The following is a 15,027-nucleotide window of genomic DNA, read 5'->3' on the forward strand; positions in this document are numbered from 1 at the left end:
TTAAAACTTCCAAAACGCCTCAATCTTTTGAATAACTTAATTCAGGTTACATATTTTACTTGTGACCGGAACAATTGCGCCTTTCACACCGTTAAAAATCGATTAGATTCAATTCACATACTTTCAGCCGCCGATTAATAAACCGCGCGCAACAGCAATACTTCGCACACCTTTTGTTAATGCCAAGCATCTTTTTCGACAACCAAGATTTTTCGTAGATCACCAGAATGAGTATTCCATGAGTCCCAAGTTACCTCGCAAACCACCCACTTCCACAACAGACCCGACGGCATCGTCAACGCGGCGCACCGATACCCACTTCGATACCACCCTGCCTCATCGGATCTGGCCCACAGGCGTTCCTGAACGCGTGCATCCGACCCCGCCCTTTGATACCGGCCTGCACACCGAGCTCGCCCCGCCGCCCGCAATACAAGTGACTCCGATGTCCCGGCAAGACGCTGTCCGCCCCGAGAACGACGGCTCTGTGCACCATTACTGGCAACCGGAAAAACTCGTGCGCGGAATGAAACCGGCGGACGCCGACGGATTTCGCTGGATCGTCGGACGGCGCTTTGTCGATGTTGAATTTGAGGGAGTGCTGCAGACCCTGCATGTCGGCGTTGATCGATCCGGCGCCTATCGAGGCAAACTGCTAACCGAGGGAGAACCCACCGGCCCGTTGATTTACAAGAACGAAGACCGCCCGACATGGCGCCTGACCGCAGAGATCAGCGAGCCACCGGCCGTCAGCGTGGATCGCGCCTCGTCACCACGACCGCTGGCGCCAACGGACGATCTGGCTGATCTCCCCCCGGCCGCTAAACGTCCAAGACCTGCCGATCAGCCGCCGGATATTGACCACGGCGGTCATGCCTCATCCCCGCAGTGGAGCGTGACGAACAACCCGCAGACTGACCTGCTGCAAGGCGCCATCCGCCAGTTGTATCCAGCCTCGAATCTGCACGACCGTCAGACGTTTCTGCAATCGTTCAACCTGCTGCCGAGCCAACTGGCCCGCCTGCAGCAAGCGATGAAAACCGCCACAGCGATGCCGCAATGGGCGCTGGCACACAAACGGCGGGTCGACGACATCGCCAACCCCGAGCGCCTCGATCAGCTTGCCCGGGATACCGTCGAGGAGCTGAACCTCAAGCGTAATGCCCGGCATGCCTGGTACGACCCCGAGTCCAGCATGACCCTCGAACTGCGCGAAGCGTTGTTGAGAAAAATGGGTTACCTGCGCAACAAGTACAACTGTCTGTACCGCACTGACGTCCCGGCCCTGTTTCGCGGCGATGAGCGCACGCCGTTTGAACTTGCCAACGACGGCACCATGCTGCCGCGCTACAGCCACCAACCCGGGGCCACCACGCACAAGCCGATGAGTGCGACCTTCAGCCTGAAGGAGGGCCAGCTGTACGCCCGCGAACCCGACCCCGAGTACCTGCGTTTCAACAGCCAGACCAATCGTTATCCCGGCCGGGACGCCGACGCGTCGCCGCCGCGCAGCGATGCCGACGACTCGGACAGCAGCAGTGCTTCCGACTGGTCGGACGCCGACAGTCCGATTCCTTGGGATCACGACCGCGACTACGAGCGCGTTCGCGAGCGGCAAAAAGAAATGTTCCTGTATGCCCTGGATACCCGCCAGCTGGAAGTCGTCCGCCACGAAGAAAACATGCTGTTCAATTCGACCGCCCGCGACACACCGCCCACCTGGTTCCCCTCGGATGATTTCGAAGGACTGATTTCAGTCACCCGCAGCGGCCTCGAGGCAGATCGCCTCTGGCTGTTGAATTCAGCGCTGACCAAAGGGGTGAAAGTGGACGACCTCCTTGAGCTGGCCGGCAGTCGCGCCGAACCCATCGAAGCGAGTACCCATGCCGGGCACAGGAATAAACACGAATACGATCAACTCATCGATGACGCCGAAGCGGCGGGCAAACCCGTTCTCAAACTGTCCGGCAACGGCAACGAGTTTGGCGACGACATCGTCTGGCCCTGAGCCAACAGCGCAGACCAGACTAAACTGCCCCTGCAACACAACCGGTACGGAAACCGGGGCTTAACCCGCTCACTATCAAAGGATTAAAAACGTGGCAATACCTATCGAAGCCTCCACTGACACCCTGCAAGGCAGCAACATCCAAGTAACGGAAATCGACACGTCGCCCAATGCGCATGCACCGCCGGCGGGGAAAGTCGCCTCTCCCGCGCCACCCTCAGTTGCACCCGCGCCCGAGGACGGCGATGCCCCCTACCGACGTACACTCAAAGCCCTCGACAAACATTTCGGGCCATCGCGTATTGGCGAAGTCATGGTCAACCGGGCAGAACTCAAGTCGTTGGGTGCCACGGTAAACGGCCATCCGATCAGCCCGGCAAACGCCGGTATGCAAACGCCTGATCAAGGGTTTCTGGACGGGCTTAATTTTGACTCGGCCACGGTCAAGACCCGGCTCAAATCCGTCGACATCCCGGACAGCGGCGTCGTCGCCACGCTGTTCTATGAAATTGCCTGCAAACGCTCGTACAACGCCGCGCCACTGTTCATCGGCGCCGAAGGGCTCGACCCGGGCAGTGCCATGGATCGCCTCAACAAGTTGGGCACCGCCGCACAGAAACTGGATATTCACCGGGTCGACTCATTCCAGAACACGCCCGGTTGGGTCAGCAAGACCAAAAGCTACTTGATGAGCGGCACCGGCGTCGGCCTGCAAGCCTTCGGTATTTACAGCGGCTACCGGGGAATGCTCGATGCGGTCAAGAACGGCGACGCCGGGGAAGCGATCTACCAGGGCGGATCGATCGCCGCCGAATTCGGTTCACTGATCATCGAACAGGGCTTGCGCAAGGGCGGCGAAGCGATGCTCAGGAACGGCTCGACCGCCTTCGGGCATTTCTCGAGCACCTCGGCAGGCAAATTCCTGAGTCGCGGTGCCGGACTGTTTGCCAGTGCAATCACAATGCCTTTCGACATCGTCGATGCCGTCAAATCCTTCAATGCGGCGGCGGATGCAAAAGACAAGGTAGCCCAGGATCACTACGTCAACGGTGCCGTGAGCGTAGCCGGCGCCGGTGTCAGCCTGGTGCTGGGCGTGGCGGCGCTGGCGGGGTTCGGCAGCGTCGCAGGGCCTCTCGGCCTCGCCGCCGCTGCGGTGCTTATTTTCGGCTCGATGATTTACCACGCCGCCCGGGCCGTGGACGACATCGATGACTACATCGAACTGAGCGCTCACGAACGCTTACGCTCGGGCTGGTTCGCCTGCACCGGCCAGGAGCTGGACAAGGAAGTCATGGATCGCTTCAAGATTTCCAAGACCTTCAGTGACTACGACCATCAACTGAGATCCTCAGCCAGGGCCGTGCTGGAAGGCGCCTACAAAGATTCGATCGAACACGTGGTCAACGGTAGCTTCAAGGTGGTCTTGAAAGACGTGCAGGTCTGGCGCCATCGCTGGAATGAAAGCGCCGGGGAGAAACCCTTCAAGCTCGACAGTGAGCCTGTGATTGTCGGCACCGACGACGTCATTAATGCCCGTGACGGCCTGCCGGCCAACCTCAAAGGCAAAGTCACGGGCACGCCGGGCGAGGCCAAGGGTTTGCTCTGGAACCTCGGTGACGGCGATGACCGCGTCGTTGGCGTCCAGGCCAGACCCAATTTGTTCACCTACCGCGACGGCACCAAAACACTGACCGGCGGCGACAAAAACGATGAGTTTTATTACCAGGTCCCCGAGCAGGAACTGAACCGGGCGACCCGCCCCGCGCAATTGAGCTTTATCGATGGCGGTGCGGGCGTCGACACCCTGGCGTTTGAAGGCCAGCGTCCGCTCAGCGATACCCGCCATGTCGGTTACGACGTCAACCTTGTCAGCAACAAGGTCAAATTGCGCGGTCTTGATCCTGAGGGCGACGGCGTCGAGGTCGCGCAACTCACAGCGGTCGAGAACGTCTCGACACTGCGCAAAGGCACGAACCGGGTTACCGGCAACGATCAGGCCAATCAGATTTCGGCCAACGGCTACGACCGCATCAACGCGGGTGCCGGGGATGACACCATCGCGGTACGCGGGCCGGACTGTCATGTGCAGGGCGGTAGCGGCAAGGACCGCTATTACATCGCCGACACCAACGCGCAAACGACGATTGTCGAGGACGGCGCACAGTTGAGCCTGATCGAATTCGGCTGGACGATGGACGTCATCCAGCGCTGGGAAATCGTCGGCACCTCGCTGGTGGTCAGCTCACTGCGTGACCGGGACGGAAGATCCCCGCTGCATGAACTGACCCTTGAAAATGTCTACCAGTGGATCGATGGCAAGCGCCACCGCAAGAACGATCAACTGCTGTTCAAGACCGGCGACGGCTATGAGTTGCTGCCTTCGCTGCCCGCACTGCTGGATGATTCGCCGAGTCAGGACATCGAGGTCGCAGTGAGCGTCAAAGGCCGACCGGCTGCCGCTGCCGTCATCGTCAACAACGGCACGTTTTCGCTCACCGCACAGGGAACCAGACGGCATTTTGTTTCACGCGCAGCAGGCGACGTCGAATTCGTGGCACAACGCAACGCAGCAGAAACGTCGAACGTCATTTACCTGGATTTCAAGCACACGGAAATTATCAGTGTCGGGCTGGACTACGAAGTTCAAACGCGCAAAGGCGTATCGGGCAATACCCACCTGACCTACAAAGACCTCAATCTCTCGATCGCGCTGGCTGGCAAAACCGTGAGGGTGAAAGGTGTCATCCAGACCATCGCGGCGGCCACTGGCTACAGCGGCAGGAACAGCCTCAAAGTCACGACACCCCTGCTGGCCCATGACGTTGCCCTGGTCTTGCAGGACGAGGTGTCCTGGCGCCTGCAAATTCCCGACATGGACTATGAGGACGATGCCAAAAATCCCGGTCACAGAACCCGCAGCACCCGCAGTTGCCTGAAGCGACGCCACGGCAAGTATCTGTTTATCCAGCCGCAAGTGACAGAAACCCAGCGACTGCCGGCAAAAAACAGCAATGTCGATATTGCCGCCAAACCTCACACCGGCATTTATGCCCTGGAAGGTCAAAGTTGCGCTTATGGCGTCTACCTGGCCAGCAACTCGATCATCCGGCTGTCCACCCCCGACGCCCTGGCGAAAAGCGCCGATGCCTCCACCTGGACGCTGTTCACCCGCCGCATGGCCGAAACGGTGACCCGCGACGAGATACGGCTGGACGCCAACCGGTTGCGCATTGGCAGCGCCGTGATCGAATTGCCGGACGTGCCGGATGACGCACCGGTGGAGTCGGTCAGCGTGGCGACCTCGGCAGGCAACATTTATGAAGTCTCGCTGTTGTTCGAGGTGCTGCAACTGTACGTCATCAATGCGCAGGGCTACGCCAGTGTGGATGAGCTGCTGGCGGATCTGCGCAACCACCGCGAACGCGGCGAGCTGGCTGCCCGGGTCGCGGTCACCCACATCGGCGCGTTCCCCTCGATTGACGGCACTGTTATCTACCACACGATTGGCAATTATTGGGGAGTCGAATCAAACCAGACATTACGAATCGCCCCGGAAAACCTGGTCATAACGACAAGCAAGACCGCTTGATAACAACCGCCCGGAGTCACGGTTATCGTCACTCCGGTGCTTGCTCCATTCAGCCAACGGACAGGCTGACAAACCAACCATGGAAGAACACTTATGCGCAACAAACCCAAAGGTTCCGGCCGTAAACCCACGGTCGAGACACCCGATCTGCCGACGCGCCGTCCAGACTCGCCTGACGACGGCCCGAGTGATGTGGATTTCGGTCTGCCCGGCCGTATCAGGCCACAAGGCTCGGACGTGCCGTCAGGCGTGATCCTCGACAGCCCCACGGCTGGCGCTTCGCACAACCAGGCCAGCGTCACGGTCACGGTCACGCCAATCATCGACCTCGTCTCAACGCAGCACAACGCCAGTCAATCCCCGCTGCAAGCCTACGTGCAAAATCCGCCGAGTGCGTTGTCCGCACACAATGACGTCGGCCTCAGATCCTATAAAGGCCGGCCATTCGCTGATATGGCCAGCGATGACGCCACCGCCGCCACGCAGACGGTGATGGTGGGGTACCACGAGGCCATGAAAGCCTACCGGGCAAAGTTGCCGAACGAACGAGCGCCCACGGGGCCACCGCTCTATCGCATCGCCGACAGCAACACCTGGAGTTTGCAAAAGCCGATCGAGTACTACGACTCCACGCGGTACGCCTCGTCTCATACTCCGGACACACGAGGCTACTACGCCGTTCGCGAGCAAGCGGCTATCACCGGTTCGCCATTCAAACTGAAGCCTGTAGATATCGGCTTCGCCCTCAAGGACGAACGTGGCAGGTTGATCCGGGTCGATCCGCTTGAGGCTCGGGGAGATGCGTCGGTGCCTTTGAAACTGGCGCATTGGACCGATGGCGATATCTGGAGCGCATACCGCTTGCGGGAGTCAGAAGCGCTGGTCTTTCGCAGTGAGGCAGAAGCCAAAGGGCGGGCACCTGACTGGGCCACGCGCTTCGACGAGCCGGACATGCACAAATACCTGACCGACTCTCTGCGCTGGTCTTATCCACAGAAATCCCTGGCCGAGCGCGCAGAGATCCTGCGCGCCTACAACCTGAGCATCGCCCAACGCAATCAACTGCGAAGGGATATGGAACACGGTGTGTTCCCCGAATGGGCCGAACAGCACAAGCGACTGACCCAAAGCGATGACGCCCGGCGATTCCAGCAGATCGCCGAGGAGCTGGATCCATACATTCTCAGTTTGAGAACTGAAGGCGAAAACCCAGACGTCTCGTTACCCGACGTTAAACAACGCTACGACAGCCAGTTTCTGAACAGTTATCTGGAGCATGCCGGCTACAAGCGAAACGTGCACGACATGCTGTATCGAACCGACATCCCTGCCATGTTCCGCGCAGATCTGCGCACGCCGTTTGAACTGGCCCGGGACAAACGCCTGGTGAAACTGCGGGGTAATCCCTCCGACTCCACCACCAAAAGGGCATTAAGCGCGACATTCAGTCTGTCCGACGGCGTGGGATACACGGGACTTCGTTACTACTCCAACCCTCGGCATTACAACAGCCAGGCCAATCGCTACCCGGGGCATTTCAGTGACAGTGATTCGTCGAGCGGAAGACGACACAGCACGGACGGGGAATCGGATACATCGTTCGAAATGGACAACTCGCGTGACTATCCACTGCGCAGGCGCCAACAAACACTTGGCTTCCTGTATGTCATCGACACCCGGGGCGTCGAAGTGGTACCCCGGGCGGAAAACATTTACCTGAACGACAAGGACTTTGACGGCGACGTGCTGGAAGGCCGGATATCCATGCCGACGCGGGGTATCAGCGCCGAGAGAATCTGGCTGGTGCACTCGGACTTGACCAAGGCTGCCCGGGTGGAAGATGTCTTTCGACAGGCCGGTGATAACGCCGAGGCAATCGAGCAAGCAACATGGGCAGGTAACGACGAAGTCGTGGGCACTTTCCTTGAAATGTTTCCCAGCAATGAATTCGAGGTACGAAAGTTGTTTCGCTATGACCAACTGATCGACGAACTCGCCAAAACGGAGGGTGTGGTGCTGAACCTGTCGCAAGGCAGAGGCACATACTCCGACGATGTCGTCTGGCCGGTTCCCGAACATTACAGGCCCTGAGCCGAAAACAACCAACTAGGCGAACAGTTCACCCTGCAACTCATCGAGCAACGCCTGAATAGCATCCAGCCGTTGTTGCGGATCATCGAGTTGCAACAGGTCGATCTTGTCCTCCTCGGCGAACGGCAGCAGATAAGCCAACTGATTGGCCAGTGATTGCTGGCCAAGCGCATCGGTGCCCATGTTCAGCGCCTCGACCATCGGATGCTCGGCCAAGGCCTTGAGCAGCGCCACCAGGTCGGCGTCTTCGTCCTGCAACGGTTGCTCGGGCTCGTCATCCAGCCACTCGACATCGGCGAGGATCAACTGGTCGCGCTGCACTTCGGTGCGCAACACGTTGAAGCGACGCCCGCCCTGCACACGAATGCCGAGCAGGCCGTTGTCTTGTTGCTGGAAATCGGTGATCCGCGCCTCGCAGCCGACCAGGGCAAAACCTTCGGCAGCAACACCGACCTCATGGCCGTCGAGGATGCACACCACGCCGAAGCCGCCCCCCTGTTTCATGCAGCGACCGATCATGTCCAGATAGCGCGCCTCGAAGATCTGCAAGTCGAGGTTGCAGCCGGGAAACAGCACTGTGTTCAGCGGAAAAAGCGGCAGACTCATAGACATTTCCTTACACCACCATCGACACCGCCAACGGCAGGAACACCGCCGTGGCCACGCCCATCAGACTCATCGCCAGCGCCGCGAAGGCACCGCACTCATCACTTTCCTGCATCGCCACCGCCGTGCCGACCGCGTGCGCCGTCATCCCCAACGCCATGCCGCGCGCTTCAGGGCTGTGTACGCCGAGGCGGTTCAACAGGGTCGGGCCGAAGATCGCGCCGATGACCCCGGTGATCAGTACGAACACCGCCGCCAGCGCCGCGACACCGCCGATCTGTTCCGCCACCAGCATGGCAATCGGCGAGGTCACCGACTTCGGCGCCATGGTCATCAGGATCATGTGCTCGGCACCGAACCACCAGCCCAGCGCCACACCCATGCCCGTAGCGACCACTCCGCCTATCACCAGCGTAGTAAAAATCGGCCAGAACAATTGGCGAATGCGCCGCAGATTGAGATACAGCGGTACGGCCAGCGCCACCGTCGCCGGTCCCAACAGAATGCTGAGGATTTCGGTGCTCTTGCGGTACTCGGCGTAGGTCAGGCCACAGCCGACCAGCACGCCGATCACCAACAACATGGAGACCAGCACCGGTTGCAGAAAGATCCAGCGGGTTTTCTCGAACGCCGCCAGCACCAGTTGATAGGCACCGAGGGTGATGCCGATGCCGAACAAGGGATGATGAATCACCGACGCCCAGGCGCCGTGCCAGTCGAAAAGCATCAGGACTCCTCCGAACGGTGCGCGTGACGTTTGACCAGGCGCTGCATCAGCACGCCGGCGAAGGCCATCGACAGAATCAGCGACACCACTAGGGCGCCGACAATCGCCCAGAAATCCGCGGCAATGTCGCTCGCATAAACCATCACGCCCACGGCCGGCGGCACCAGCAACAACGGCAGATAACGCAGCAGACTGCCGGCCGCGAGGTTCAGCGGTTCGCCGACTTCACCGCGAACGATCAGGAACACCAGCAACAACAGCAGACCGATGATCGGCCCAGGCAGCACCGGCAACAGCAAATGATTGAGCGCCGTACCGAGCAATTGGAACAGCACCAGCATGGTCAGGCCACGTAGCAACATCCGACATCTCCGTCTTACTTTTCACCCTGCAAGTCGTCGGCATTATAAGCACGCCTGCGCTATGGATCGGCATTCGCCAAAAGCATGGTCGGTTGACCGGAGCAAATCGCCATGATGATCTACAGTGGTTCGCAGGGAGGTCAAATCCCCCCACCTGAAAAACTATAAAACCGATGAACCCAAGGAGAGTCTCAATGCCCTATGTTCCCGTTGCAGAGCTCAAAGATTATGTCGGCAAGGAACTCGGACGTTCCGAATGGCTCACCATCGATCAGGAACGCATCAACCTGTTCGCCGAAGCCACCGGTGATTATCAGTTCATTCACGTCGACCCGGTCAAAGCCGCGCAAACGCCATTTGGCAGCACCATTGCCCACGGTTTCCTGTCGTTGTCGCTGATCCCGAAATTGATGGAAGACATCCTGATCCTGCCGCAAGGCGTGAAGATGGTGGTCAACTACGGGCTGGACAGTGTGCGTTTCATCCAGCCAGTCAAGGTCAACTCCAAAGTCCGGCTCAAGGTCGATCTGGGCGAAGTGACCGAGAAAAAACCGGGCCAGTGGCTGCTCAAAGCCACCGCAACACTGGAGATAGAAGGCTCGGACAAACCGGCCTACATCGCCGAGCCGCTGTCGCTCTGCTTCGTCTGATGGTTCTGGATGCGAAGCAGCGCACGCTGTTTCGCGTCAACACTGTTTTTACCGGCTGCATTAGGTCACACAGCTGCGGCATACTCGGTCGCCTAATTGCCCGGATCCCGCTATGCGCTCACTCGCTCGTCTTGCACCCCTTGCCTTGACCCTGATGCTCACCGCGTGCGGCGACGGCGAATCGCTGTTGCCCCCGGATGCGCGCCTGCCTGACGGCGGACGCTATCGCGGTGAACTGGTCGATGGCTTGCTGCAAGGTCAGGGCCGCGTCGACTACCCCAACGGCAGTTGGTATGCCGGGCAGTTCGACAAGGGCCAGTGGCATGGTCAGGGCGAATGGCATGGCAGCAATGGCGAGGTTTATCGCGGCCAGTTTCAGCAAGGTCTTTTCGACGGTCAGGGCAGCCTGACCACCAATGCCAGCAGTTACACCGGCGGCTTCAAGCAGGGCCGCCGCGAAGGCGAAGGTACGCTGAAAGAAAACGGCATGACCTATCGTGGCGAGTTCAAGGCTGATCAATATTCCGGACTCGGCCGTCTGGAGATGGACGACGGCAGTTCCTATCAAGGCCAGTTCGCCCACGGCAAACCCAACGGCGAAGGCCAGCGCGGCGACGCCAGCGGCAACTCGTTCAGCGGGCATTTCGTCAACGGTCAACTGGAAGGCAACGGCACCTTCAACAGTGCCGACGGCGACATCTATGTCGGCGGCTTCAAGAACAATCAATTGCACGGCAAGGGCCGCTATGAAAACGCTGACGGCGATGTCTGGCTCGGCCAGTTCAAGGAAGGCGCACTGACCGGCAAGGGCGAACTGATCGGCGCCGACGGCAGCCATTACATCGGCGCATTCAGCGACTGGCGCTTCAGCGGTCAGGGCCGTTTGAACCTGTCTGATGGCAGTTTCTACATCGGTGGCTTCGACAACGACAGTTACGCCGGACGCGGCACTCTGGTGCTCACCGATGGCAGCGTCATGAGCGGCACCTGGATCAATGGCCAGCGCGTGCGCGACGCCGACGGCAAGTTGCTGCCCGATACGCTCGAACTCGGCTTGCTCGCTCAGGGCCGCCTGCTCGAGGACGCACTGGCCGCCATTCCTGCTTCGACCCCGGCGGTCGAGTTGTACACCCTGACCCTCGGCGGCGACGGCAAGCAAAGTGTGTTCCTGCGCGAATCCGACTACGTCGCCAATATGCTCAACACGCGCTTCGGCGCTTATGGCCAGATCCGTCTGGTCAACCACCGCGACCACCTCAGCGACCGGCCGATGGCCACGCGCGAGAACCTGCGCCGCGCCGCGCAAACCCTCGCCGAACGCAGTGGCCCGGAAGATTTGCTGTTCATCTACCTGACCAGCCACGGCACCGCCGAGCACGAACTGGTGCTCGACCAGCCGCGCATGGAGCTGGCCGACCTGCCCGCCGACGAACTCGCCGCCGTACTGGCGCCGCTGAAAAACCGCGACAAGATCATCGTGATTTCGTCGTGCTACTCCGGCGGTTTTATCCCGGCGCTGAAAGACGAACGCACGCTGATCATGACCGCCTCGCGCGCTGATCGCGTGTCCTTCGGCTGCTCGGAAGAAGCCAACTTCACCTATTTCGGCGACGCGCTGTTCGCCCAGGCGCTGAACCAGACCGATGATCTGGAGCAAGCCTTCAAACTGGCCAAGGCCACCGTGGCCGAGCGTGAACTGGCCGATAACTTCGAGGCCTCGGAGCCGCAGATCTGGGCGCCGAAAACCGTGCTGTCGCACTGGCAACTGCTGCGCAAACAGCAAGCCAGAAAAGCATTGCAAAGTGCTGCGTTGAACGACGGAGCGATAAAGAGCAACTAAGCTGAACAGTATCAAGGGAGAGACACTATGTACTTGACGCCTCAGCACGTATTGCTTGCCGGAGCCACCGGTTTGACCGGTGAACATCTACTCGACCGTTTGCTCAACGAGCCAACGATTTCTCGCGTGCTCGCCCCATCCCGTCGACCTTTGGCCGAACATCCGCACCTGGAAAACCCGGTGGGTGATCCGCAGGCGTTTCTGCCGCAGCTCAGTGGTCGCGTCGATATCGCCTACTGCTGCCTCGGTACCACCATCAAGCAGGCAGGCTCGGAAGCGGCGTTTCGCGCGGTGGACCTGGACATGGTGGTGGCGTTCGCCAAACGTGCGCGGGAAATGGGTGCACGGCATCTGATCGTGATCAGTGCGATTGGCGCGGATCCGAAATCGTCGGTTTTCTACAATCGGGTCAAAGGCGAAATGGAGCAGGCACTGCGCGCGCAGGACTGGCCGCAACTGACCATTTGCCGGCCGTCACTGTTGTTGGGTGAACGGACTGAACCGCGTCTGGCCGAGCAGCTCGCCGGGCCGCTGTCGAAGCTGATTCCCGGCAAATACCGTGGCATCGAGGCCTGCCAACTGGCGCGGGCGATGTGGCGATTGGCGCTGGAAGAGCAGGATGGGGTGCGGGTGATCGAGTCGGATGATCTCAGGAAACTGGGTAAATAATCTGAAACCGCTATCGCCAGCAGGCTAGCTCCTACACTGATCTTCAGTGAACACAACATTTGTGGGCAACCCGAAAACCTGTGGGAGCCAGCCTGCTGGCGATGGAGTGCGAAGCACTCCCAAGATCAAAAGATCGCAGCCTTCGGCAGCTCCTACACGAGATCACCTGTAGGAGCTGCCGAAGGCTGCGATCTTTTGCTTTTTACAATCCGCCAGTTGCCTGAAACCCCACGCCTATCACCGTCAGCAATGACAACGGCAACAAAAGCGTATCGAGCAACGCACTCGCCGGCAGATCCACCCCCGGGTAGCTCGGCGCCTCGGCCCCGAACCGATCCATCGCGCAACACCCGCCATTCATTGCGTACAAATCCAGTCGCGTCCCGGAATACACCACCGGAGCGCCCGGTTTGGCCGCATCCAGCGTGCGCGCCGTGGCGCACCCGCTCAGTTGCAGCGCCAGCACCAGCGCCAGCAGCTTATTCATCGCTGCTCAGATGATGCTCACCCCAACGCGGCAGCATGTCCTGGGGAATGCCGAGCAGATTGAGGATCCGCGCCACAACGAAATCGATCAGGTCATCGATGGTCTGCGGCTGGTGATAAAACCCCGGCGAGGCCGGCAGAATGGTCACGCCCATGTTCGACAGCTTGAGCATGTGCTCCAGATGAATGCTCGAATACGGCGCTTCGCGCGGCACCAGAATCAACTGGCGACGCTCTTTCAATGTCACATCAGCCGCGCGTTCGATCAGGTTATTGCAGGCGCCCGTGGCAATCGCCGACAGCGTGCCCGTAGAACACGGCACCACGACCATCGCCGCCGGCGCACCAGACCCCGAGGCTACCGGCGACATCCAGTCTTCCTTGCCGTACACGCGGATCTGCCCGGCGGCAGCCCCGGTGTATTCGGTCAGGAACGCCTGCATCATCTGCGGCTTCGGCGGCAACGTCACATCGGTCTCGGTGGCCATCACCAGTTGTGCGGCCTTGGAGATCAGGAAGTGCACCTCGCGATCTTCACGCACCAGGCAATCAAGCAGGCGCAAGCCGTACTGCGCGCCAGACGCGCCGGTCATGGCCAGCGTGATGCGTTCCGGGCCGCCGTCCCGGGCAAAAGTGTTCATTGCAGCGCCTCGGCGAGTTTGCCGTGCAGGCCGCCGAAGCCGCCGTTGCTCATGATCACCACATGAGTGCCGGGCTGGGCCTGGCTCTTCACGCGCTCGATGATGCCTTCCAGCGAATCGCTGACAATCGACGGCACCGTGCACAGCGCAGCGGTGGCAGCCAGGTCCCAGCCGAGGTTGGCCGGGGCGTACCAGATTACCTGGTCGGCATCGACGACGCTGTCCGGCAAACCATCACGGTGCGCGCCGAGCTTCATCGAGTTGGAGCGCGGTTCGATGATCGCAATCAGCGGCGCATCGCCAATGCGTTTGCGCAGACCATCAAGGGTCGTAGCGATGGCCGTCGGGTGGTGAGCGAAGTCGTCGTAAATGGTGATGCCGCGTACTTCGGCGACTTTCTCCATGCGACGTTTGACGTTCTTGAACGCGCTCAGGCCGGCGATGCCCATCGATGGCACCACGCCAACATGCCGCGCCGCTGCCAAGGCAGCCAAGGCGTTGGCAACGTTGTGCTGACCGGTCAGCTCCCACTCGACGGTGCCTTGCGACACCCCTTCGAACATCACTTCGAACGCCGAACCGTCCTCGCTCAGCAGTCTGACCTGCCACTGGCCGCCGGCACCGGTGGTTTGCACCGGGGTCCAGCAGCCCATTTCGATCACACGTTGCAAGGCCGGCTCGGTGGTCGGATGGATGACCAGACCTTCACTTGGGATGGTGCGCACCAAGTGGTGGAATTGCCGCTCGATCGCCGGCAAATCCGGGAAGATGTCAGCGTGATCGAATTCAAGGTTATTGAGGATCGCGGTGCGCGGACGGTAATGCACGAACTTCGAACGCTTGTCGAAGAAGGCGCTGTCGTATTCGTCGGCTTCGATCACGAAGAACGGCGTGCCGCCCAAGCGAGCAGACACCGAGAAGTTCTGTGGTACGCCGCCGATGAGGAAACCCGGGCTCATGCCGGCGTGCTCCAACATCCAGGCGAGCATGCTGCTGGTGGTGGTTTTGCCGTGCGTACCGGCCACCGCCAGTACCCAGCGACCTTGCAGCACGTGGTCAGCCAGCCATTGCGGGCCGGAAACGTACGGCAGGCCTTTGTTCAGGACATATTCCACCGCCGGGTTGCCGCGGGACATGGCGTTGCCGATCACCACCAGATCCGGTGCCGGATCGAGTTGCGCCGGGTCGTAACCCTGCGTCAGTTGAATGCCCTGGGCTTCAAGCTGCGTGCTCATCGGCGGATAGACGTTGGCGTCGGAGCCGGTCACGTGATGGCCCAGCTCTTTGGCCAACACTGCCATCGAGCCCATGAAAGTGCCGCAGATACCCAGAATATGAATGTGCATAGTCGACCTCGT

12 protein-coding genes are annotated in these 15,027 nt (G+C 60.2%); 6 read left to right on the plus strand and 6 right to left on the minus strand.

Annotated elements, in window-relative coordinates; all coding sequences use genetic code 11:
• Positions 1-445: 445 nt before the first annotated feature.
• The 3 genes from P3G59_RS25510 (at position 446) to P3G59_RS25520 (ending at position 7,688) form a co-directional block, all read left to right on the plus strand.
• A complete protein-coding gene (locus P3G59_RS25510) occupies positions 446-2,008 on the plus strand; it encodes a hypothetical protein (protein WP_277759440.1) in 1,563 nt (520 codons plus the stop codon).
• A 91-nt stretch (positions 2,009-2,099) separates the two neighbouring features.
• Positions 2,100-5,597: a calcium-binding protein gene (locus P3G59_RS25515; RefSeq protein ID WP_277759441.1), complete on the plus strand. Its 3,498-nt coding sequence runs from the start codon at positions 2,100-2,102 to the stop codon at positions 5,595-5,597.
• Between the two features lie 93 nt (positions 5,598-5,690).
• The gene (locus P3G59_RS25520) at positions 5,691-7,688 is read left to right on the plus strand and encodes a hypothetical protein (RefSeq protein WP_277759442.1); all 1,998 of its coding nucleotides are present in this window, start codon (positions 5,691-5,693) and stop codon (positions 7,686-7,688) included.
• A 15-nt stretch (positions 7,689-7,703) separates the two neighbouring features.
• Here P3G59_RS25520 and P3G59_RS25525 read toward each other — a convergent pair whose 3' ends face one another.
• Genes P3G59_RS25525 through P3G59_RS25535 form a run of 3 tightly spaced genes read right to left on the minus strand, consistent with a single transcriptional unit; the run spans position 7,704 to position 9,383 of the window.
• Complete coding sequence (locus P3G59_RS25525; protein ID WP_277759443.1) at positions 7,704-8,294, minus strand: LON peptidase substrate-binding domain-containing protein; 591 nt, start codon at positions 8,292-8,294, stop codon at positions 7,704-7,706.
• A gap of 10 nt (positions 8,295-8,304) precedes the next feature.
• On the minus strand, positions 8,305-9,021 hold the full coding sequence (locus P3G59_RS25530; RefSeq protein ID WP_277759444.1) for an LrgB family protein: 717 nt from the start codon (positions 9,019-9,021) through the stop codon (positions 8,305-8,307).
• Positions 9,021-9,383: a CidA/LrgA family protein gene (locus P3G59_RS25535; protein WP_277759445.1), complete on the minus strand. Its 363-nt coding sequence runs from the start codon at positions 9,381-9,383 to the stop codon at positions 9,021-9,023. Before P3G59_RS25535 ends, P3G59_RS25530 begins: the two co-directional genes overlap by 1 nt.
• Before the next feature lie 194 nt (positions 9,384-9,577).
• Here P3G59_RS25535 and P3G59_RS25540 point away from each other — a divergent pair, with 194 nt between their 5' ends.
• The 3 genes from P3G59_RS25540 (at position 9,578) to P3G59_RS25550 (ending at position 12,542) form a co-directional block, all read left to right on the plus strand.
• Complete coding sequence (locus P3G59_RS25540) at positions 9,578-10,033, plus strand: MaoC family dehydratase (protein ID WP_007909575.1); 456 nt, start codon at positions 9,578-9,580, stop codon at positions 10,031-10,033.
• A gap of 112 nt (positions 10,034-10,145) precedes the next feature.
• Positions 10,146-11,873 (plus strand): C13 family peptidase, encoded by a 1,728-nt coding sequence (locus P3G59_RS25545; RefSeq protein WP_277759446.1) that lies wholly within the window; start codon positions 10,146-10,148, stop codon positions 11,871-11,873.
• Between the two features lie 27 nt (positions 11,874-11,900).
• Positions 11,901-12,542 (plus strand): oxidoreductase, encoded by a 642-nt coding sequence (locus tag P3G59_RS25550; protein WP_053124198.1) that lies wholly within the window; start codon positions 11,901-11,903, stop codon positions 12,540-12,542.
• A 202-nt stretch (positions 12,543-12,744) separates the two neighbouring features.
• On the opposite strand, the gene P3G59_RS25555 is transcribed toward P3G59_RS25550, so the two are convergent.
• Genes P3G59_RS25555 through mpl form a run of 3 tightly spaced genes read right to left on the minus strand, consistent with a single transcriptional unit; the run spans position 12,745 to position 15,015 of the window.
• Positions 12,745-13,029, minus strand: coding sequence for a YceK/YidQ family lipoprotein (locus P3G59_RS25555; protein ID WP_277759447.1), 285 nt, complete (start codon positions 13,027-13,029; stop codon positions 12,745-12,747).
• Complete coding sequence (gene ubiX / locus P3G59_RS25560; RefSeq protein ID WP_277759448.1) at positions 13,022-13,669, minus strand: flavin prenyltransferase UbiX; 648 nt, start codon at positions 13,667-13,669, stop codon at positions 13,022-13,024. The genes P3G59_RS25555 and ubiX overlap by 8 nt, the downstream gene beginning before the upstream one ends.
• Entirely contained in the window at positions 13,666-15,015 is a 1,350-nt protein-coding gene (gene mpl / locus P3G59_RS25565) for a UDP-N-acetylmuramate:L-alanyl-gamma-D-glutamyl-meso-diaminopimelate ligase (RefSeq protein ID WP_277759449.1), read from the minus strand. Before mpl ends, ubiX begins: the two co-directional genes overlap by 4 nt.
• Between the last annotated feature and the right edge of the window lie 12 nt (positions 15,016-15,027).

It is taken from the genome of Pseudomonas sp. A34-9, assembly GCF_029543085.1.
GTDB lineage: Bacteria > Pseudomonadota > Gammaproteobacteria > Pseudomonadales > Pseudomonadaceae > Aquipseudomonas.

Coding starts and splice junctions, on each gene's coding strand:
- P3G59_RS25510 (WP_277759440.1), top strand. CDS start 446: ATGTCCCGGCAAGACGCTGTCCGCCCCGAGAACGACGGCTCTGTGCAC.
- P3G59_RS25520 (WP_277759442.1), top strand. CDS start 5,691: ATGCGCAACAAACCCAAAGGTTCCGGCCGTAAACCCACGGTCGAGACA.
- P3G59_RS25525 (WP_277759443.1), bottom strand. CDS start 8,294: ATGAGTCTGCCGCTTTTTCCGCTGAACACAGTGCTGTTTCCCGGCTGC.
- P3G59_RS25530 (WP_277759444.1), bottom strand. CDS start 9,021: ATGCTTTTCGACTGGCACGGCGCCTGGGCGTCGGTGATTCATCATCCC.
- P3G59_RS25535 (WP_277759445.1), bottom strand. CDS start 9,383: ATGTTGCTACGTGGCCTGACCATGCTGGTGCTGTTCCAATTGCTCGGT.
- P3G59_RS25540 (WP_007909575.1), top strand. CDS start 9,578: ATGCCCTATGTTCCCGTTGCAGAGCTCAAAGATTATGTCGGCAAGGAA.
- P3G59_RS25545 (WP_277759446.1), top strand. CDS start 10,146: ATGCGCTCACTCGCTCGTCTTGCACCCCTTGCCTTGACCCTGATGCTC.
- P3G59_RS25550 (WP_053124198.1), top strand. CDS start 11,901: ATGTACTTGACGCCTCAGCACGTATTGCTTGCCGGAGCCACCGGTTTG.
- P3G59_RS25555 (WP_277759447.1), bottom strand. CDS start 13,029: ATGAATAAGCTGCTGGCGCTGGTGCTGGCGCTGCAACTGAGCGGGTGC.
- ubiX (WP_277759448.1), bottom strand. CDS start 13,669: ATGAACACTTTTGCCCGGGACGGCGGCCCGGAACGCATCACGCTGGCC.
- mpl (WP_277759449.1), bottom strand. CDS start 15,015: ATGCACATTCATATTCTGGGTATCTGCGGCACTTTCATGGGCTCGATG.